The following is a 21,232-nucleotide window of genomic DNA, read 5'->3' on the forward strand; positions in this document are numbered from 1 at the left end:
ACCGGTCAGCGAAGCTTAGGCAGAAGGGAGGGATCAAGCGCGTGAAACTCGTACCCGTTCTGCATATAGGTTTCGTAATAGACTTTGCCGTTCCGATAGTACATTAAATCATCTAAATGAAAGCCGCCCATAAGGTTCAGCTTCTCAACCCCGCTGCTGCGCTTCTCATGCACACAGCCGAGCTTATAGATGCGCGACGTTTCGTCCACGCCAAGAGCATAGCGAATAAACTCGCTTTCCCGATCTCCAAACAAATATTTCTCCTCATAACGATGCTCATGTGTATAATCGAGCAGCCTTGTATGAATAACAGCATTTTCCTCCAGCATGCGGTAAAGCTTGTGGAACAGCTCGTCCCTCGATAATGCTTTGCGATTGCTGTAAGCAATCGATACGTTCGCCCGCAGCAGCAGCTCTTCCTCAAAGGTCTGAGCAAAGGGCTCAGCGGTCAAAATATGCTTGCGGCAAATACTAATCAATCGCTCTACGAATGGGATATCTCCCTGCTCCAACAGCTGCCTAACGCTGCTCGCCAATGCGTTCTCAAAAAACGCCGCTGTGCCGCGCTTCTCCTCAAACTCCTTCATCACATTCTCGGTTACACGCTCATAATAATCGAAAATGTTCTGCCCGATATATTCATCTGCGACACGGATGCTTTGCAGCGCCGTCTCCTTAAGCTCATGCTCTAAACCAGCCATTTGCTCCACGCTAGCCTGATACGTCTCGTGCAGTCGATTCAGCTCACCAGCAAATCGTCGATACATCGCAAGCTCTGTCTCCAAACGCAGCAGATGCCACTTCAGTTGATAAACGGTGTCAAGAAATACTCGTATAAAGGAACGCAGGTTTTGCTTGTCCAGCAGCGGAAGCCGCTTGAATTTCAAATCCTCGACTCGCATTTCACGGGTTCGCTCAAGCTCCTCGCCCGCCAAATCAATTTCTCTAACCAAATCGCGCATACGAGCGCGAACAGCCTCCACCGTACTTCCAGACTCCTGCTGCTCGCCGCTCCATTCAGCTACCTGATAGAAGCTAATTTCCGGATGCTCCTTCAGCCTTTGACTAACGGTGCGCTGCAGCTCCTCGGCCGCTTTCACAGCCCCCATGCGCTCTTCCGCTGCGCTAGTGAAATGCTTATGAAAGAAGGTGGCGCAGCTATCGCTGAACAGTGCTTCCTCAGCCTCGCGCAGCGACATGCGCCGAATCTGTTCGAACTTGATCCCGCTTGTTAAGAGCCCCTGCATATCGACGAGCTGCTCCTCGCTTGGTACGATACCAGCCAATCTCGCCTCCATCGCCGGCGCATCAAGTCCGAAAAATGCCAGCTTCTCCTTGCTGCCGAGCTCAGGGCTGCTTTGCAGCCTCAGCTTCAATTGCTTGAAGAAGTGATAAAGCACCGTCAAAGCAATTGAATAGTTAGGACGCTTCACCTTGGCTAGTCCAGCAGAGACGAAGCCCTGCCTTCCAGATTCGGCCATCAAGCTGTTCTTGAAGGAGGAATTGTTGTAGCTTACCTCATTAGACTGCAGCTGCGCATCCTTCCTCTTCCTGTTTTTGAGCAGCAAAATGTGGCAAATGATTTCATAATTATCCAGCATCCCGTTCTGAGTCGTCATTCCACGCTCGTTGCGGTCAGATAATACATAGACAAGATCAAACAACGGAGACGAGTTGTGAATAACGGGGATCGCTAAACCGTCTCCTGTCACTTGCAGCTGCGCGGAGTACGAATAATCAGGCCGCTGCATGCCGTCCAGCTCACGCAAGAAGCTAATTCCAGCCGCGCTGCCATACCCGAACGTCTCCGCTTGCTCCCGTTCCTGAATTAATGCGTACATATCCATTTGCACCGATTTGAACAGCAGCAGAAAAATCGATTTGGCAAGCAGCGATATTTCAGGCACGAGCACGTTTAAAGGATCATCTACCCTCGTAATGACAGCTAGCTGAAGGCGATCGAAGGAGGCGTACAGACGTCCATAATCCGCTATTCTATCGCTAACCTGCCGCAATGCTCGGTTAAGCTGCACCAGATGGCTTCCTTCTTCATGGAAGGCTGCTCCGATATCCTTGCGCTTTGTTCGGCTGTCGCCTTGACCCGCAGTAACGCCAGCCAGTGAAACCCGCATAACCTTTTGAGAGGATTTAATACGCTTGCCTTCATCCTCCTTGGCGAGTGCTGCCGCTGTTTCTCCTGTGCATACATGAAAGTATACAACTCCGGCATTGTTATCCCATCTCTGCTCATTCGAGCGAATCATCGGGGCAATAGCTTCTTCTGCCTCATCGCCAATAAATAAAAAGACAGTTGGATAATAAATACTGCTCTGATCATCCTCAAGGCCGCTTAGCTTCTGTTCTGCGGCCGAATAATCGGCCGCGTATTGATCCAGCACTATTCTCATAGCTATTTCAACTTTCTGCGAATTTCATTAAGCTTTGTCGTCATTTCCTTGTAGAAGCGATGCATCTCCTCGCCATTTGCCAGCTCGACCTTCTCATATTCGAGACGCTCGCGCGCATCCAAGAAAATGCCGAACAGCTCCTCCAGCTTAGCCAGCAGCTGCGAGGTATCTTCCGTTGCTGTCATTTCCGTAACTCTGCGGCCAGCTTTGCGCATAAGCACGCTGCGGCTCTTCTCATCGAGCTGTCGGAAGCTCTCATAGACCTCTTGCTCCACATAGTTGCTGCTCTTCATTAAATTAGCGAATGGCGGCCATGCTTCCTCTTCCGGGTCACGGTCATACACATAAAGAGCGCCCTTCTTGCAGATCGTATCGGTATATAGAGCCTCGATAAACTGATCGAAGCCTTTTCCCTCATCCTCATGCTGGTGCAGCAGCTGCTCAAGCTCGCTCGACTTAGCCGCTATGGCGTCGTATTTCGCTAATTCCTCACGAACAAGCCTTAGTTGCTCCGGTGAACGAATTAGATTTTCCTGCGCCAGCTCCTCATTGAAGCTTCCGAATATATCCTTCGTCGATTCGAGCTCCAGACCTTCCGAGAGCAGACGCTTCAATTCATTCAACGCTCGTTTAACCTCACCCAAATTCGGCTTTGCAGCATCCAGCTGCATATTATATGGCTTTAATTCAGCCGCCAGCGAAAAAGGTTTCGTGAAACGAAGCTCATATCGGCTGCTCAAGTTATTGTTAATGTCCTTCTCCGCAATAATGCGATAGCCTTCGGCTTTAACAAACTCAGCACGTACTCTTGCGTTGTAGCTTTTCACTCGCGGATTAACGTACGTGTCGCCCCATGATTTCTCTGGAATTGGCGATGGCAGGAAGGTCCAATTGACTCGCTCGGTTTGTACCAAATGGCGTCCAATCCCTTCCTTATCCATGATCGTCCGCTCATAGCTTTCCTCATATACCTTCAGCGGCGTATAGACGAACAGAGGCACACCGTTTCTCGTATTCAGCCAGAAAATCCGATTTTTGACCTCACTTTCCTTAATGGTAAAGTGAGATTTGCCAATCGAGTTGTTTTGGTAGTTTCGAATACCGCGCAAAATGCTAGGCGCTTGAACCGGTACGGACACGAAGCCCCATGACGGCACATGCAAATTGCCCGAGCTATTGCTCAGATGGAATACAGGTACAGCCTCCTCGTCCAATTTGCTGGCGATATGGCGCTCGACAAACTTCTCGATCGATTCCTCGTTCCCGTATTTCATAACGAGAAACTCTTCCATCGACTTCGTAATCAGATCACCAAATTTATCGGTCAAAAATTCCGAGATGGAGCTGACAATATCGACCTCCTGCTCCTTCACCCACAGATTGGAATGGTCCAGCAGCTCCTGCGTAAAGTCGCGAATCAGGTCATCCCCGTCCTTCTTGTCCATCAAGCGGCTGATCACATCGGAAATATCCGGTACGCCGACAATATTCCAATAGTAGGTTTTGTTTCCTTTGTGATCCGCTTGCTCATCGCCTTTGGTGAGAAGCTCGCCATTTTTGGCAAAAATCGAATTAAGCACATTTAGAATTTCCGTAAATACGTTGTAAATCCGATTATTTTCATTATTCAGCAGCGTATGCAAATCCTCATAAAACTCAATCAATTGCTCCATGCGCTCGACATCGGCAAGCAGCCAGTACTCATTTATTTTTGCTTCAATATAGTTGTTTTTCTTCTTATCCTTGGACACGAACGCACTCTTCGCATCGCCCATCCGCTCCTCCGCTTGCTCTCTAGCCGCTTCAATCTCTCGTGGAAGACGTGTCAGATTCTCGCGAAGCGTCTCAATATAAGAGAGCAGCATCTTGAGCAGGCAGAAGCCCTTTTCCGTATAAAGGAGACGCGACACATAGAATGGTCCCTGCTCCGGATGAAGGAAGGTACGCCGAATTTGATCAGTAAATTGCCCAACGATTTCACCAGGAAGCTGTTTTTTGGCTTTGATGTATTCCTCTCGCGCACGTGCCAAGAAGTTTTGCTCCAGCTCGGTGTCCATGTTCACTGCCTGCATCTTCACCACATTATTGTAGCTTAGGCGCTCACTGTTCTCGAAGCCTGGGAGCGGCTCCGGCACACGCGAATCGAACGTCTTCATCATCGTTTCGAGATCGATGCCCAGCTTGTGCGCGAACTTCTCCACGTCATCCTGACTCGGTGCCCTGTCGAACATTTTGTCCATTTTGTTGAAGAGACGGTACGCTAAGTAGGTTGTCATTTCCTCAATCGGCAGCACCGCCGAGGAAGCACCAATAATGTTATAGTCGTAGTTAGCCGGGTACATTTTGTTCATTTGAGCGATATTCGTCCGAATATTGCTAATATAGTCATGAATGGCGAATTCCTCGCCCGACTGCTTCTCTTCACTCGAAATAAAGTTCGTAATGTTCTCCGCTGTTACGTTCATGCAGTAATCATAGGCATTTTCAAGCAGCTTGCCTTCCGCATTAGTAGCAGAAATAAGATGGCATAGGTTAAATGGCGGAAGCGGCGAATTAACGGATAAAATATTGCCGTACTGCTGCTTGAAGCGCTCTCCCCTACCGTCCACATTCATCCAATAGTCCAGCTCCTTCAGAGCTGCATAGCCGTTTTTCTTAATGTACTCGCGCGTATGATCACTCAAGCTTTTGTTCGCAAGATTAATGTCCGGCGTAAACAAATAACCAAGCGTATTTACGCGGTCGATACCCGCAGCGCCATGATCGCGCTCGATTATCCCTCTAACGATATAGGAAATATCAAGGAAGCAGCCGCTTCCTGTTCCGCCCGATAAACCCGTAAGCAGAAATACCATCAGCTTCTTATTCGTGCCGACAGACAGCGTCTTGATCTTCTTGTCAATGCTTTGCACGACCTGATTAATCTTCGTAAACAGCAGCAGCCGTCCTGCTTGACGCACGCCTGCCGCTCCGTTCATCCCATCGGTAATGCTAAGCTCCGGCGAGAGCCAGTCGGTAATGTACGGCTCCAAAATACTGCGGTTTTGCAGCAAGCCCCCAACCTCGGCATTGGATAGCAGCACGAATTCATTAATCGGATCAAGACCGATGCCCTTATACTTTTTATTGCGATCCTGCTCGTTCGTTTCGAAGGCAAGAAACTCCACGTTGCTTGGCTTCTCCATCTTCCTTTTGGAAACAGGATCCTCAGGCAGCTTAAAGCGCCGATTAATCTGATATTTCAAGCGCAGCAGCGCATCAATCCCTGTACCGCCAAGTCCAATAATCAAAATCGGATTGTCAATGGTGTCTACCCGTATTTTCTCACTGACAATACCTCCGCCAAGCGATACATCAAGCTGCTGTATATGTTCTCTTACGATTGGTTTCATAAATTACTGCCTCCTGTGCTCTAATTTATACGAGATATTCGATGAATATCGTTTTGTCCACTTGCTTCAGCGAAACCGTAATCCGGTCCCCGCTCTTCATTTCCAACTCACGAGCTGCATCGATGGCCCGTCCCGACTTCTCAACCGTGGCGGTAGACGCATTTTGCAGCACGATACGGTCATTGCTGCCTGGTTTAAAGATGACCTTCTCGGTTTCCTTCATTTCCGGCGCGAGCTGCAGCAGCTGGTGAAGCTGAAGCTTTCCCTTGAAGGCTGAGAGCTTCTTGTACTGCGGCGACGTTTTGTCGCCTGTATTTTCATCGCGAATTTCGATGATCAGCTGTCCGACAAAACCTCGATTCGCCTGCTTCATAATCCGCAGCACATAATAAGCTGCCGCCAGCAATACAATTAGCCCTACAGCACCTAAAATAACAGGAACGATTGGGAATGGCTTTGCCTCTTCGAGAGCTGGCTCAGCCGGTGTCGCCGCACCCGATTTGGCACTAATGGTTATGGCATCTGTTTCACGGAAGAAGCTTTTCTCCTCCGCCTTTACTCTTATCTCATAGTCATGCTTCTCAGCAATTTTATATGTTCCTTCAAAATGGTCTCCCGCGTTTTCCATCGGGATCTCCTCTGTCGCGCCCGTATCCATATCTTTAACGAGTAAAACAGCATTCATGTTGCTGTACTGCGTGTTGTCCTCCAGCTTTTTGCCGCCGCTGACGAGGTATGAGGTGAATGACACCTTATCCCCCTTTGAATAGGTCGATGAAGCGAGCGGGTCCATCACGAGGCCCAAATCATAGTTGAAAACGAGATTAATATCGATTTTATCCCGATTCACGCCTTTCACCTGAAGCGTCCAATCTCCTTGTGACGGAGCAAGCAGCTTAAGCAAAGAATAGCTCTTTGACTTCGACAGCAGCACTTCATCGGAAGGGATCGGAATCTCGTTGCCCGACGGGTCAAGCAGCTTGGTCTCCACAGGCTGATCCGACATAATAGAAATATTCGCTTCGAGTACGTTCGAGTTGGGAACCGATATTTTCACATTCTGGTAGCTGCCGTCCGCTGTAAAGGAATCGACTGGCACAACGTTGAGCTCCAGATGGCTGGCAAAAATTTCACTCAGAATTTGCGGCAGATCATCTGCCGAATCGGTCGCAAACGACTTGCCGCCAGTCAAGCGCGATAACTCATCCAAAGCTGTTTCATTTAATTTCCCATTAGCGTTCAGCCCAATCGTATAGAGCGGAATGCCGCTGTCATTCGCTTCTTTAAGCGCCAGCTCCATATCTGCATCAGATTCGGCTTGTGTTCTACCGGAGCGTTTGTCAAAATCGTTATTGCCGTCTGCCAGCAAAATAATCATCGGCTCATGATCAGGATCAGCGCCGTCATTAAGAATTTGCACAGCCTCCTTGACGCCAACGGATATGTCCGTATAGGCACCGCGGTTTAACTGGTCGATAAAGCTCTTTAGATTATCTTTATCTGCTGTCGACTGAATTTCAAGCAGCGCCTTCTCACGCTGAATCTGATCCGTATACGCAACGATGCCCACCCGATCTCCCTTTGTCGGCAGCATGTCAATGAACATCTTCATCGCTTCATTCCCGATTTTTCCCGGATCACTGGTACTCATGGAGTTGCTTACATCCAGTACGAGCACTGCGTCGATTTGGGAAGCGCCTTGCGCCGCATGCACGGTAGAAAGGCCGCTGAGCGGGAGAAGCAATAAAGAGATCGAAAGCACGATGAGATGACGCCTAAAGCGTTGAAATGGATTCATATTTGTACTCCTCTACATTGGGACAGCCTATATTGCCAAGCTAGTCCAATAGTCACGGTTAGTTTCTGTTGCTTTGAAAATGATATAATATAAAATGAGTATACCTGATAGATTTCCATAAATCACTATTACTGTAAGAGGGGAACAGCCTATGGTTACTTACGTATGTCTTGCGCTAATGTTTCTTTTTGTCTTAATCACAGCCCTTAGCTACCGTTCGAGAGTAAAACGCGCACCCTCTCCCGAACAATTGAACAAGCTTGTCTTCTCCATTCTCAAAAGCGGCGGGCAGCGTGATCGCGAATGATGAAGAAGCTGCCTGTTATTATTAGTCCTTATATTAAAACACGTTATCCTTATAATAAGCTTAAAATATGCCGCCGCTGCAATCACTTTACAGTACTTGGCGACGAGGATTGTCCAGTATGCGGAAAATCTTCATTGCTTGGTGTGGAGCAAAGGGCTGCCTCCATACTGAAGCGATCCATGTGGGGCGCACGGGTAATCGTTATGCTCATTTGGGCCATAAGCCTTGTCGTGAGCCAGTCGATTTTGCAGACCAGCTTGTCCATTATAGGAGGAGCCGTGCTACTCGCTCTATTATGGACGTTGCAGAGACGCCTGACCCCTGCACTTTTACGTGTAGAGCTTGAAAATTTATTTCACAAAGAAGCCTATACCCTCGTAGCTGGGCTTGCTAATGACCGCGAAGAAGCTATAAAAGTATTTCATAGCGGCAATAAACCGCTCGCCTATGAAATGCTGCGCGAGATCGGAGCGCTTGTACATACCGATCAGCTCCGAATAGAGCAAATATTGCTGCTCCAATCGTTTATGCTGCGCAAGGACATGGATCTTATGATAGACCCGCTGCTGATGGACCATTTTAATACAGATCTTGTAGAGTATATCGGTGAGCTCGCAAAAATCAGACGGGATCTGCTCAAGGAAAATACGTTTCGGTACGTGCTGCTGCACGAAATCCAGATTTTGAAAATGGAGCAGGGCGACAATATTCTCGCCTCGGTTGCCGGCGCCGCAGTTAGAATGCAGCGCTATATTTCACTTTATCCGTATTTGATCATGCGTTATGCAGGCAAGCTTCCGAAGGATCGTTTTCTGCGGCTCTACCGAATGCTTCAGAGCAATCCTGAAATCGGAACAGGCCCATTGTATGAAGAAGTTATGCGCGTCTATAACGAGAAATACAAGTGGGATGAGGATTTTCGGTCAACTGGCAACGAAACGGAATTGAAATAATATGAAGAAAAACCGGCTGACAGACACTTTAACTAAGTGTTTGTCAGCCGGTTTTTTTAAGCTTTGAAGATCATGACTCTTCTTTCCATTGATTCAGCTTTTGCATGACTAAATCATAGGTTTTCTTCGAAATGTCAGGAAGCTCCCCGCCTAACGCAGAGGCTGCCTGCTTGAACCCTTCTTCAATTGCTGACTTTAATACTTCAAACTTAGAAGCATCTCCGCCTGAAACTGCTTTGGCGAAATCAACGATTCGATCACTTACCTTTTCCGGGCTTAGCTCTCCCTCTCCTTCAATACGAGCTTGAGCTTCCAGCCTTGTAGCCTCATCCACCTCGAGTATCGTATCAGCCGTTACATCACTGAATGTCATTCCTTGTTTCTTTAATAGCTCCTCTACGATTTTTCTTAAATCATTATAAATTCGATCACTCTCACCCTTTAGCTTATCAATCGTAGCCTGATCCGCTTTAGGCTTTTCATAAGTCGTTTTCTGTTCCACACTGCTATTTGGAATGTATTGTTCCTTCTGTTCTGCTGCAGTTTTTTCTGTTTTCGATTCGTTCTCTGCTGCTCGTTCTTTGCTTATGCCCTTTTTGTAAGGCAGCGTAGTCGAATCATTCAATCGGTTTGCGTTTATTTCCATTTTAGCGCCTCCGTCCTCATTTTGATTGTGAATTACACTCAGTTAAGTTATTTATCGGAACATTCCAATAAATAACTTAACTCACGATACAAACAAAAAAGCTAGCCCATCTGTAATCGCTACAGATAAGCTAACTCCTTCATGTATGATCTAGTGGTATTATAGAACGCGCAGCATAGCAATAACCTTTGCTGCCTCAGCACGTGTTACAGAGCGCTCGGGATTAAATTCACCATTTCCATCCCCTTGAATGATTCCTAGCTTCTCTACATTCGCAATCGCTTCGATCGCCCAAGCCTGCGCTTTGTTCAAATCATTAAAGCTTGCAGATTGATTATGATTTGTAGACTTTCCAAACACGTACTCATAGGCGCGATTTATAATTACAGCCATCTCTTGACGACTAATCTGCGCCTGAGGATTAAATCGTTGGTTGCCTTGACCGTTCACGATACCCGCTTCCGCTGCAGCAGCAACTGCTTCCGCATACCAAGCATCATCTTTCACATCTGTGAAATTACCATTATCATTTCCTGTTGCAGTAAGCTGTAAACCACGAGCAATGATTGTTGAGAACTCTGCACGAGTAATGGATGCATTCAACCCAAACTGCTGCGTATTTATTCCATTGACTAGATTAGCGGCAGATAACATCTGAATGTACTCGTAAGACCAGTGAGCACTCGACACATCCGAATAATTCGTCACAACCTCAATTGCCACATAGGTATGGCCAGTCAATAGATTAAGGTTTTTGGAGAGCGGCGCTACATTCGCCTGCACTAGTGATAGCTTTCCATCCGCATTCAATTCATACAAATTCGTGTAAGTAGATAATTCTCCTGCACCAATTTCAAGCCTATAATTAACATCAACCGCTTTATCACCTATCGCTGCTCTAACTGTAAATGCCTTGCTTGCTGCACTCGCAGTCTTCTGTGAGGTTTGAATTTGATCCGCATAGGTTTGCTGCTCAGCGTTTGATGCATATTTAACTGAGATTCCAACCGTTTCCTTGCCGTTATTTTGCTGTAACAGCTCATTAATCTTTTGCCCCTGAATAACAATGTCCGGCTGATTAGGTACAGTGATGATAACAGCACCATCAGCCAACTGTTTGATTAGTTCAGTCAATCCAGCTGGAATTTGAATAGAACCACCATCACTGCTTAATTCAATGACCAAACGCTTGGATTGAAGCGCTGCTGTTACCTCTTGTTCAGTAAGCATATGATCTTTTGTTGTCGTTGGTGGTTTTTCCGTCGGAACATTGTTGGTTGGATTCTCGACAGGAGGTTCACTTTTCGTTGGTTTCACGACAGAAAACTCATCGATCAAATCACCTGCACTCGTACGTGCTTCCACATGAATCTTATCCTCAGTAATTTCAATCGCAGAATATACCGGAATATCCTCATCAAACATAAAATTCAAATAATTATATTGAATACCATCATAAAATTTCCAGCCTGAAGCACCGCCATCGAGATATACAGTACCCTCATTTGTAGCTTTATTTGGCTTTCCATCTTGCATGGGATAAGTGCGCGAATACACGTGATCATGGCCAACTAGAACTAAATCAACTGCCTTCTTTTCTAATATCGGCGCAAAATACGTTTGTGTATACTCTACAAGGGTGTCGCGGCCTTCTTCAGTGTGGTATGCAGGACGGTGGAACATAGCGATCGTCCATTTTTTATCATTCAGATCCAAATCCTGCTGCAGCCATGCAGCTTGTTCGATCATTTGTTCTTCGGTGCCTTCTGAGTTCAATACCACAAAATGTGTATCATCGACATCATAAGAGTAAGCATATTGCAGATGAGATTCCGGCCCGTTTTCCGGGAAATTCGCGCCTTTTGTGAATACATCCTTGCCTTCACTCTTCACATCATGATTTCCCAATGTTAGAGCGGTTGGAATTGTTGTCGCATAGACCGAAGATGCTTTCCAGAACTGCTGCCACTCTCGAAATGCACCACCTGCGTCAACCATATCTCCACCATGCATAATAAACTGTGTTGATGGATATTGCGCCAATGCGCCGGACATGAGTTCTTGATAGATTTGTAATCCTTGATCTTGATTCGTATGTGAATCCGTAATATACAAAAATGAGACTGGCGTAGATTTGTTTTGATCAACAGTAGAATATTCATACCACTCCGACCATTTGTCCTCATAGCCTACACGATATTTGTAAGCCGTATCTGCTTTCAAGTCTTCAATCAGAACATTATGGAAACGAATTTCACCTTTCGTGCCGTTTTCCTCCATACTAAGCACTTGAAGCTCACTCTCGGCATGCTGTTGTTTTACATTAGCAGCATTAAGATTTTCTTCTGCCTTCCAATCACTAGCCTCGATATATTGAATATACGTATCTTCTGTATCTGAATTGGTATTCCATGCAGCGCTTAGCTGTGTAGACATATCCTCTGCCACATAGGTTTGTACAAATTGAGGTACATCCATACCATACTGCTCAACGACTTCATAATTTACAACCTTGCTGTTTTGATCACCTTTGATGGCTTGAACCTGGTATGTTCCAAGCGCCAAGGTGGTTAAGTCTGTTGTTAATTGTCCTTTAGCATCTGTTTTGCCAAGACTGCCATTCAATTGCTGACTGCTAACATCAGCCTCTGCGATATAGCCTGTCGTTTGGCCATCTGCAAAAATAATCTCGAACAACCCATCCTCAGCTTCTGCTGAAGCATAGTAACGTTCGCCAGCTTTGGCAACCATTAAAACATCAGATGATGTATCATCATCCTCATATACATTAGTCGTTGCAGCGTTAATTGTAACTGCTGAGCTTTGCTTTAATAATCCAGTGAAGTATATATCCGCACCTTCAAAAGGTTTGCCTTCACGATCTGATACCGTAAATGTAGAGGCTGTACCCAACCCAACACCCGTCATTTTCAACTGATATGGAAACCCGATTGTATAGTGAATAGGGGCAGCTATTGGTGAGCTAGTTTGAGCTCCGCCTGCTGCTAGCTTCGAATTGTTCATTGTAACCGTCTTATAATCCTCACCGCGCTCTAATACAGCATGAGAGCTAACTCTGAAGTTGACCGTAACGACAACATTTGCTGCTGCTGCCAATACATGATCAAGCGTTACCTGAACATTCCCGTTCACATTATCAATATCTGAGGTTAGAGTAACTCCACTCGCCTGAGTAATCCCTTCAACTTGAAGCGTACTTGCATCGTAATTCAAGGAAAAATTTGCCGACTCTGCATTCAAGTAATCTTTGATACTAACATGAACAGCATAGAGTTCATTGCTTACCGCTTCCTCAGCAGCAGACATGAATAGACGTTCTCCTGCATTAATCGTAAAGGCGTATGTTTTCCCTGCTGGGTTGCCATCGTTATCCTTCACTTCAACAACAAGCTCATGATAACCGCCGTCGATATTTTCGCCGGGGTATGTTATTAGATTCGTATCTGGAGAATAATGTACGTCATCCGTAATATCCGTCCCGTCCAACTGCACAGATAATGTAGCTAAATCCAGACCCGACTTGGTATCGATCAGTTCAACCTTCAATTCATCAAGTGGAGCAGTCAATACTTCGTTTTCAGCAGGCGCTATCGCTTTAATGGTTGGAACGTCATTATCCTTATCCGTTTCCTCATAGATAAAGGCAATATCATCTACCCATACGGAGCCCTTATTTTTCTTGCTCATATTCGATTGCTTCAATTGGAAAAACAATTCAAGAATAATCGGGCCTTGTTTACCTTGCGGAACCTCTGCCTCGATATATTTCCAGCCAGACCAATTAATACCTACTTCATTTTCATCATAAAATTCAGCTTGGAAAGAAGAACCGCTTCCTCCTTTTTCTCTAAATTTTGTCGTTAATAGATGTCCATCATTATTGCCATAAATCCACATGCCCACTTTAATAGGGTAACCTGTTATTGGAATATATCCGTTTGTATATCCTACTTCAATTTGAGAGGGGTTATCTACGATGCCTATCATATCGTAATCAATTCTAGCGGAATGTTGTCCATTTCTTACATACTTCTGGTTATCTTCGAGGTGTATCGACGCTTCATACATACGTTTAGGATTAAATTTAACATCCGAAATTCCATCCTCAAAATCTTCAACGATAACGGAAGCTGCAATTGCATCTGCTGCATGAACCGCATTGCTTTGCCCAAATCCGATCAGCATTTCTCCGCCTAGCAACGTCATCATTGATGCGACTACGATTGATTTGCGTAATACTTGTTGTGCTTTACCCTTCATCACTTTTCACTGCTCCTGTTATTAGATTTACTGGTTACCGAGTACTATAACAGTGCAATGTAAAATAGAATGGCATTAAATGTTAAGAAATTATATGAAAATAAATGATTATCAACCATAGGATTGGCAACGGTGAGTATTTCTGTGTAGAAAAAGAAATTCCCCCTATCTGTCTCAATAATTTTGACTATTGACTAAATAGGTCTACTGCAATAAACTCATGATAAAGGTCTATTCAAATAAACCTAAAATAATGAGGTGAAATAATGGAACAATACAAGCTATTTGATGCGGAGCATAAATTTGTCTCTCTCATTTGGGAGAATGAGCCTATGAATTCAACCGAGCTCGTAAAGCTTTGTCTCGAAAAATTAGGCTGGAAAAAGTCAACTACGTATACCGTTTTGAGAAAGCTTTGCGATCGTGGTATTTTGCAAAATCAAAACGCAATTGTCACTGCCCTTATTAAACGCGAGGATGCACAAAAGTATGAGAGTGAGGCCTTGATAGAAAAAGCTTTTGATGGGTCATTGCCGCAATTTTTAACTGCTTTTTTAGGTAAAAACAAAATTACTGAAAAAGAAGCCGAGCAGCTTAAACGTATCATTGAGGAGGCGATCAAATGATCTCGTTTTTCACCTCCATTTTGAATATGAGTATAACTGCAAGTTATGTTGCACTTGCCATTTTTGCAATAAGACTGCTCTTAAAAAAGGCACCGAAGGTTTTTTCCTATGCATTATGGCTGGCGGTGCTCATAAGACTTGTATTCCCGTTTAGCTTTAATTCTTCCTTTAGCTTTTTAGGCTTTCTACAGCCTAATCTTCAAGCTGATACAGGAACAATGAAATTTGTTCCCTCTACTATAGGCATGATGCAAAGTCCTGCGGTTGATGCTGTTAACTCATCTCTTCCACCAGCAACAGCAACAGCGATAGCAAGCGTCACATCAATGCAAAGCATTATAGAGATTTCCGGAATGATCTGGGTTATTGGCATGGTCATACTACTTAGCTACTCCGTTATTTCGTACTTAAAAGTAATCAACAATGTGAAAACCGCAACGCTTATCAAAGATAACATCTTCGAAACCGATAGGATTACCACGCCATTTTTATGCGGATTCATCAAGCCTAAAATATATGTTCCTATCGGAATAAGTGATGACGAACTATCTTATATTGTGGCGCATGAGCAGACTCATATCCACAGACTGGATTATCTTATTAAACCGTTTGCGTTTCTAGTCCTTATTGTTCACTGGTTCAATCCGCTTATGTGGGTCTCCTTTGCATTAATGAGCAAGGATATGGAAATGTCCTGCGACGAAAATGTAATTAGAAAAATGGGCAATGAGATAAAGGGCAGCTATTCAAAATCGCTTCTTTCACTTTCGGTTAAAAGCAGCGGTATAATCATTGGCAGCCCTCTCGCCTTCGGGGAGAGCAATGTCCATTCTAGAATTAGAAATGTCCTCAACTATAAAAAACCAACATTTTGGGTGGTCATAGCTGCTTCCATGGCAACACTGATTTTCATCATAGGTTTTACGGCCAATCCTGCAGGAAAACAGGATTTATCGGATCATAATTTTGGTCAGATGGCTGTGGTTTGGGCAAATGCACTGAAAACCCGTGATGGGGAGCCCCGCTATGAAATGATGTCTTTGGGGATGAAGGAAAAATTTAAGCAAGAGCAAATAAATAAAGCGGGGGAAGACTGGAATTTTAATATCGGATACTCCAGCCCATGGGTCGTAGACTTTGAAGTTAAGCTTGACGGTAGCATTGCTCTTATCACTTATTTAACTAAAACCAGCGAACCTGCATTCTACAAAACAGAGGAAGCGGTTACCTTTGGCAAAGAAGACGGAAAACTCGTAGTTACTGACTATAAAAATATTTATGAGGATAAATTAGTAGATTCTACCGATACTGCAGTAAAAGTAGAAAACTATCTTGAAATCATTATGTCTTCACCAGTAATATCCTCTAACCCTAATGATTATATCAAAGCTCATCACGTTGAATATAATCGCATATTAGAAATGGGTGATGAGGCTCTTAATTATCTGAATGAGCGGTATGAAACATTCCAGGATAATGGACTCAAGGGCCATATTGTGGCTGCTCTGCGCAAAGACCTTTTAGCCGACGATTGAAAGCCTGAAGCAGCAGAACTAAACTCTCTGAGCAGGTGCAACGGTCATGTAACTCCTGATCGCAATGGGGGGAAACAGCATCTATAAAGAACTATTGGAATCGCAGGGCTATGACGTAAACACCGCAACCACTTCTGCTTTTGTCCAGCAGAGAAATAAAATCCTGCCGTCTGCTGTGGAATTATGTCATACGGGTAAAGGATTTGGGCTCCACTGGTATTCTTTCGGGACTGCGTCTGCCCATTTGATCAAAACGTTCATCTGATACTCACCAAAAAAAACCAAAGAGGTCAAGGCTCATCCCGAGATGTACAGGTTCGTCCCTTCCACGTCTACCTTTGATTTTTTGGATCTGCATGAGAACTTGTTTTACCCGATTTCCTTTCAGGTTGCCATTCACGGTTGTAGACATTTCCTGCGCTCACGATTTCGTTTTTATATAGAAATCAAAACGATGGTGAATTTTATACAGAAAAAAAGTTGCCTGCCCCGTTAAAGAGCAAACAACTTTTTATTTTCGTATCCAGTATTTATTTTTCTCCACAATTGCCCTTAATTTAAATCTATATTTAATAGTGGTCTATACTTCTTTTTGATGTAAATAGCTTTTCTGCACGAAGTTGTTCCTCGTGTTCTAACCCTGCAAACACCTCAGAAACCGTAATTACAGAAAAATAAATCGGCATTTTATCACAGGAGGCCTGTTGAACAGAATTGATAACATTACTCTCGTTAGTAAGAATTGCAATCGCAATATTCGTGTCCAAGAGATACCCATTACTCATGCATTCCATTCCTCACGCGATTTGTTGACTTCTTCAAGAAGCTCTTTCCCTCGTTCAGGCGTTAAAGTACCGGCCGCTTCCAAAAGATCATCAATGGAATAGTCATCTTCTTGAGCTTCCACAGTTTGCTTTTCAAGGTCAATCAATACACGAGGGTTATTTATATTGAGTTTTTGAAGGATGGATTTTATCGCACTCGTGGCTTGTTGATCCATTTTTTGGGGGATCATCGTTATCCCTCCATTGTCAATTAATAACTCATTATAACATATACAGGGCTGTTTCAATAGTAACCACCGGTCTTCATGCGTGTGTATCGGCAAGCCGCAAAAAGTTTTTGGCTGGCATACGGATTACGCAACACTGAAATTGTCACTGAGCTTTCTGTAAGGGACTACTTCGGTGAGAAAAATAACACAGCGGATGAAGAACTCTAAATTCACGTAAAACAGGCAACCTTTGCACATATAGAATACGCAAAAGCTGCCTCTTTATTTTTCTAGTTATTCAGTATTTCAAACTCATTTCGGGTTTTTTAGTCATTTAAAGCTTGCGCTTTTCAATATAACATCAAGTATGATACCCGGATGAGCGTTTTTGATGTTTTCTGGCACAGACGTGTAGACGTCTTGATCAAACGTGGACAAGAAGCTCTTTTTTCCTTTTAACTAAGTAAGAGCAAACGTCGAAATCCAAACCACCATCAGATGCAAAAATTTCGCCGGATTGAATTCTTTGCTCTAGAAGCTTTAAAGGTTCATATTTACTTTCGTATCCCAAAATTTTATTGCTTATGAAACTTAGTTCATCCTCAACTTCTTCACTAGCTGCCTTCATACGCTCTTCGTAAACCTTAGCAACATCGCTAATACGTATGGTTTCATTGCTTGGATAATGAAAAACAGTATGAGCTGGAATCACTACATGCGCTCCTGGAGCTGGACGTTCTATCCCTTCGAATCGGCCCTAGGCAATCCATCTCGATATCGTTTGGTGCGATACACCAATCATTCGAGCAACATCGCTTGTAGAATAAGAGATATCTTGAGCAGGGATTACATTTTGCACGAGTCCAACATGTTGTACGTAATTATGTTCTCCTTTAATTTGGGGGATGAGAAAATATTTTTTGCATAGTCTTGCTGACGTTCTTGTACTTCTAATACGTCTGTCAAAGACATATCCATCACCTCACCTCCATTCTACCATTGATAAGGAAATAACGACCTGCATGTCGAATAAGAAAGCAAATAACTCGAACAGGCAGGGACGAACTTTATCAAGCGTTATATTTATATCTTAAGGGATAAGCAGTCAAGGACACCGCCAATTTCTTTGGTTCAACTTATATAGTTGGGTTAGTTCGTTTAGGAAATAGCACTATAGGACTAGGCTACGCTGCAGTTTGTACAACGTAATCGACGTTACTTGCCTGACTCGATACGTACACTGTAGTTTGTGCAATAGATTGCCTAGTATAGCGCGATATTCGTTGGTTTGGAGCTCATTCTCCTGCATAATTACAATGTAGCCATCTGAAACAGCACTCATGTGAGGTTTTCATTGTAATAAGTGCAGTGTAGGCGCTTCTCCTTATTCTAGCGGAGACGTTGTCATCGCTTGGCCAAGTGATAAATGTATTTTATTGAATAAAAGCAAATAGGCTGCCAGTTGTATTAACCAGCAGCCCACTTGTTATTGTTGTTCTCTAACTACCATCCATCCGTCATTACAACAGGCTTAATCTCACCAGCCTCGATAAACAATCTATCGATACATAACATCCGATTGCCCGGCTCATTATCCCCAATAATTCTACGATGATAGACTATGAACCATACGTCTTCCTCGGGCAAATGCAAATATCCGTGATGACCAGGGCCTTCCGCAATCGGCTCTTGCTTCTCCAGAATGGTCCCTTTGTTCTCGAAGGGCCCCAGCGGATGATCGCTTACGCCATAGGCAACACGATAGGTTCCATTGGTCCATCCGCCCATCGACCACATGAGATAATAGAGACCATCCTTCTTTATCATACAGGGCCCTTCCACATAGCCCTCCGGAGTAATGGACTCGAAGAGCTTCCCATTGCCAAGCGGGACAAACCCTGTCATATCGTCATTCATTTGTGCAACGTTGCAATGCCCCCATCCGCCATAATAAAGATAGATCGTGCCATCATCATCTTTGAAGAAATGTGCATCGATCGGCTGGGCATTATGGATGAACCGATCAATAAGCGGTTTCCCAAGATAACCTCTGTACGGGCCTTCCGGCCGATCCGCTATTGCAATCTCCAAGCCGCCAATTTCATCGTTCGATTGAATATCGTTTGACGCGAATACGAGATAATATTTTCCTTTGTGTTCAATATGGGTTGGCGCCCAAACGGCTCTCCACACCCAAGGGAAATCTGACATTTCAATAATAGCTTCATGTTTGTCCCAGTGGATCAGATCTTCGGAGCTGAATGCATCCAAATTCATCTGCATCGTATATTCCGTAAAGGAACGAGTTGCATAAATCCAATGCTTCCCCGCGTAAGTTCGCGCTTCAGGATCTGCATACCAGCCAGGTACAATGGGATTCGTTACACCTTTCAATCAAGAGCAGCTCCTTCCTCTTCGACAACATCATTCCATTCGCACTCACATTATTAATAGCTGTAAAGCCCAGGCTCTTCCTTCTCACGAATCCATACCTGCATAAAGCCAGGCTCCCTGTTATCCCAAGCGTAATAAGGGATGAACTGGAAAGGCTTGCCGTTCCCATCCTTGCCTCGCAGAACAGTTACGCCTCCAAGCAGCTCCGGCATATGATCCACATACAGCCTCTCCCCTGCCGAAAATGTATATTCATCATAGGACAGCTCCGCATGATCCGCCTGCTCCATACAATACACAATCGGTCCGCGTTGAATAGCAATTCGACCTCTATTCTCCTGTACCTCCTGCTTGGCACGAACAATTTCTACAGGCATATCAAGCTCGAGCACGATCGTATCGCCCTGCGACCAGTTTCGACTTAGAACAACATAGCCCTGCTCTGTCAGAGCTTCCAATCCAGATATTTTTTCTCCACCGACTTGAACGTTATATCCTCTGCACCAATCAGGCACCCGCATACGAATGCTGAAATAACTGCTTTTCTCTGCGTCCACGGTAAGCTCGATTTTACCGTTCCAAGGATATTGCGTTTTTTGATTCAGCTTAACGCTCACTCCGTCCCGGACAAGGAATTCCGCTTCACTATTTATATATTGATTCACCGCTATCCCCTTATCGGTTTGAGCATAGACATATTGGCCTATTGATGGTAGGAAACGTGCTAAATTCGTCGGGCAGCAGGAAGTATCGAACCAAGGTACACGATGGTGGTCGCCCTTCGACGCTAACGGATTAACATAAAAAAACTTGTCACCCGATAACGAAATTCCAGCTAAAGCTCCGTTGTACATTTCACGCTCCACAATATCAGCATATTTGCTGTCCCCAAACAACATGTTCATCCGATGATTCCAAAATACCATAGCAATAGCGGCACAGGTTTCGCAATAAGCAGATTCATTCGGCAAATCGTAATCATGTGTGAAACCTTCATTATGATGAGAAGGTCCAATTCCTCCGGTTAAATACATATTGCGCTCTACCGTATGTCTCCAGACACGGTGCAGGGCATCGACGTAGGTTGGATCGCCGGAAGCATGAACTACATCTGCCATCGCCGTGTATAAATACATCGCCCGAACAGCATGGCCAGTTACCTTCTCTATGCTGCGAACTGGAACGTCGTCTTGGCAGTACGCTGGTCCCCATTCCTTCTTATCCCATATGGCTCCTACGCCATGGCCATGCCCGCGTTCCTCAAGCAGCCAAAGCGCCAGCTTCCAATAGCGCTCTTCCTTCGTGATGCGATACAGCTTCACGAGAGCGAGCTCAATCTCCTCATGACCTTCTACCCAATGCCGCTTGTCTGGTCCAAAAACATGATCGTAATGATCTGCCATTTTACATGCTACATCGAGAAGGTGGCGTTTGCCAGTCGCTTCGAAATAAGCGACCGCTGCCTCGATCAAGTGGCCTCCATTGTACATTTCGTGCTTCTCCATATCTGTCCATTTGCTCTCAGGTGCTTCTAATGTATAGTAGGCACACAAATATCCGTCCGGTTCTTGCGCTGCTGCGATGAGCTCAATAATTCGATCGGCCTCCGCCTCCAGCTCTGAATCGCGATCCGTCATTAACGCATAAGCTACGCCCTCAAGCACCTTATACACATCAGAATCATTGAAATAAATGCCTTCAAACTTCCCTTCTATCAACCCGCCTGCTTTAGCGAAATTCGATATGCGGCCTGTCTCCTCGCATTTCATTAGGCAGGTCGTCAGCGTAACCTTCTTCAGCACCTCCAGCCGCGGACGCCAGAAGGCGTCATCAATGCTTACTTTCGTAAAGGGCACGCCTTGCCAATGATGCAGTCGTTCTTGTATATGTGTCATAAT

At 44.8% G+C, this 21,232-nt stretch carries 13 protein-coding genes; 3 read left to right on the forward strand and 10 right to left on the reverse strand.

Annotation, left to right across the window (positions count from 1 at the left end; genetic code table 11):
- Window positions 1-5: 5 nt before the first annotated feature.
- Genes MHI37_RS25935 through MHI37_RS25945 form a run of 3 tightly spaced genes read right to left on the reverse strand, consistent with a single transcriptional unit; the run spans window position 6 to window position 7,598 of the window.
- Complete coding sequence (locus tag MHI37_RS25935; RefSeq protein ID WP_076335946.1) at window positions 6-2,408, reverse strand: transcription initiation factor TFIID; 2,403 nt, start codon at window positions 2,406-2,408, stop codon at window positions 6-8.
- A gap of 2 nt (window positions 2,409-2,410) precedes the next feature.
- Window positions 2,411-5,800, reverse strand: coding sequence for a tubulin-like doman-containing protein (locus MHI37_RS25940; RefSeq protein WP_076335945.1), 3,390 nt, complete (start codon window positions 5,798-5,800; stop codon window positions 2,411-2,413).
- Between the two features lie 25 nt (window positions 5,801-5,825).
- Complete coding sequence (locus tag MHI37_RS25945) at window positions 5,826-7,598, reverse strand: vWA domain-containing protein (protein ID WP_076335944.1); 1,773 nt, start codon at window positions 7,596-7,598, stop codon at window positions 5,826-5,828.
- A gap of 303 nt (window positions 7,599-7,901) precedes the next feature.
- On the opposite strand from MHI37_RS25945, the gene MHI37_RS25950 reads away from it, so the two are divergent.
- Window positions 7,902-8,858 (forward strand): hypothetical protein, encoded by a 957-nt coding sequence (locus MHI37_RS25950; RefSeq protein WP_076335943.1) that lies wholly within the window; start codon window positions 7,902-7,904, stop codon window positions 8,856-8,858.
- A 70-nt stretch (window positions 8,859-8,928) separates the two neighbouring features.
- On the opposite strand, the gene MHI37_RS25955 is transcribed toward MHI37_RS25950, so the two are convergent.
- Both MHI37_RS25955 and MHI37_RS25960 read right to left on the reverse strand, forming a co-directional pair.
- On the reverse strand, window positions 8,929-9,504 hold the full coding sequence (locus tag MHI37_RS25955; protein ID WP_076335942.1) for a hypothetical protein: 576 nt from the start codon (window positions 9,502-9,504) through the stop codon (window positions 8,929-8,931).
- Between the two features lie 159 nt (window positions 9,505-9,663).
- Window positions 9,664-13,785: an S-layer homology domain-containing protein gene (locus MHI37_RS25960; RefSeq protein ID WP_076335941.1), complete on the reverse strand. Its 4,122-nt coding sequence runs from the start codon at window positions 13,783-13,785 to the stop codon at window positions 9,664-9,666.
- Window positions 13,786-14,051: 266 nt separating this feature from the next.
- Between MHI37_RS25960 and MHI37_RS25965 the strand changes: the two genes are divergently transcribed.
- The gene (locus MHI37_RS25965; RefSeq protein WP_076335940.1) at window positions 14,052-14,411 is read left to right on the forward strand and encodes a BlaI/MecI/CopY family transcriptional regulator; all 360 of its coding nucleotides are present in this window, start codon (window positions 14,052-14,054) and stop codon (window positions 14,409-14,411) included.
- Entirely contained in the window at window positions 14,408-15,946 is a 1,539-nt protein-coding gene (locus MHI37_RS25970) for a M56 family metallopeptidase (RefSeq protein ID WP_076335939.1), read from the forward strand. The genes MHI37_RS25965 and MHI37_RS25970 overlap by 4 nt, the downstream gene beginning before the upstream one ends.
- Before the next feature lie 569 nt (window positions 15,947-16,515).
- On the opposite strand, the gene MHI37_RS25975 is transcribed toward MHI37_RS25970, so the two are convergent.
- The 5 genes from MHI37_RS25975 to MHI37_RS25995 all read right to left on the reverse strand — a co-directional run bounded on the left by MHI37_RS25975 (window position 16,516) and on the right by MHI37_RS25995 (window position 21,229).
- Window positions 16,516-16,731 (reverse strand): PIN domain-containing protein, encoded by a 216-nt coding sequence (locus MHI37_RS25975; protein ID WP_076335938.1) that lies wholly within the window; start codon window positions 16,729-16,731, stop codon window positions 16,516-16,518.
- Window positions 16,728-16,961, reverse strand: a complete 234-nt coding sequence (locus tag MHI37_RS25980; RefSeq protein WP_076335937.1) for a hypothetical protein — start codon at window positions 16,959-16,961, stop codon at window positions 16,728-16,730. Before MHI37_RS25980 ends, MHI37_RS25975 begins: the two co-directional genes overlap by 4 nt.
- Window positions 16,962-17,364: 403 nt before the next feature.
- Entirely contained in the window at window positions 17,365-17,652 is a 288-nt protein-coding gene (locus MHI37_RS25985) for a hypothetical protein (RefSeq protein WP_076335936.1), read from the reverse strand.
- Window positions 17,653-18,443: 791 nt separating this feature from the next.
- On the reverse strand, window positions 18,444-19,334 hold the full coding sequence (locus tag MHI37_RS25990; protein ID WP_076335935.1) for a glycoside hydrolase family 43 protein: 891 nt from the start codon (window positions 19,332-19,334) through the stop codon (window positions 18,444-18,446).
- Between the two features lie 53 nt (window positions 19,335-19,387).
- Window positions 19,388-21,229, reverse strand: coding sequence for a beta-L-arabinofuranosidase domain-containing protein (locus MHI37_RS25995; RefSeq protein WP_076335934.1), 1,842 nt, complete (start codon window positions 21,227-21,229; stop codon window positions 19,388-19,390).
- Window positions 21,230-21,232: the final 3 nt, after the last annotated feature.

Source organism: Paenibacillus sp. FSL H8-0548 (assembly GCF_038630985.1).
GTDB lineage: Bacteria > Bacillota > Bacilli > Paenibacillales > Paenibacillaceae > Pristimantibacillus.

Bases quoted from the DNA above. Each gene is read 5' to 3' on its own strand.
- MHI37_RS25945 (WP_076335944.1), bottom strand. From the start codon at position 7,598: ATGAATCCATTTCAACGCTTTAGGCGTCATCTCATCGTGCTTTCGATC.
- MHI37_RS25940 (WP_076335945.1), bottom strand. From the start codon at position 5,800: ATGAAACCAATCGTAAGAGAACATATACAGCAGCTTGATGTATCGCTT.
- MHI37_RS25935 (WP_076335946.1), bottom strand. From the start codon at position 2,408: ATGAGAATAGTGCTGGATCAATACGCGGCCGATTATTCGGCCGCAGAA.
- MHI37_RS25965 (WP_076335940.1), top strand. From the start codon at position 14,052: ATGGAACAATACAAGCTATTTGATGCGGAGCATAAATTTGTCTCTCTC.
- MHI37_RS25995 (WP_076335934.1), bottom strand. From the start codon at position 21,229: ATGACACATATACAAGAACGACTGCATCATTGGCAAGGCGTGCCCTTT.
- MHI37_RS25970 (WP_076335939.1), top strand. From the start codon at position 14,408: ATGATCTCGTTTTTCACCTCCATTTTGAATATGAGTATAACTGCAAGT.
- MHI37_RS25955 (WP_076335942.1), bottom strand. From the start codon at position 9,504: ATGGAAATAAACGCAAACCGATTGAATGATTCGACTACGCTGCCTTAC.
- MHI37_RS25975 (WP_076335938.1), bottom strand. From the start codon at position 16,731: ATGAGTAATGGGTATCTCTTGGACACGAATATTGCGATTGCAATTCTT.
- MHI37_RS25980 (WP_076335937.1), bottom strand. From the start codon at position 16,961: ATGATCCCCCAAAAAATGGATCAACAAGCCACGAGTGCGATAAAATCC.
- MHI37_RS25960 (WP_076335941.1), bottom strand. From the start codon at position 13,785: ATGAAGGGTAAAGCACAACAAGTATTACGCAAATCAATCGTAGTCGCA.
- MHI37_RS25950 (WP_076335943.1), top strand. From the start codon at position 7,902: ATGATGAAGAAGCTGCCTGTTATTATTAGTCCTTATATTAAAACACGT.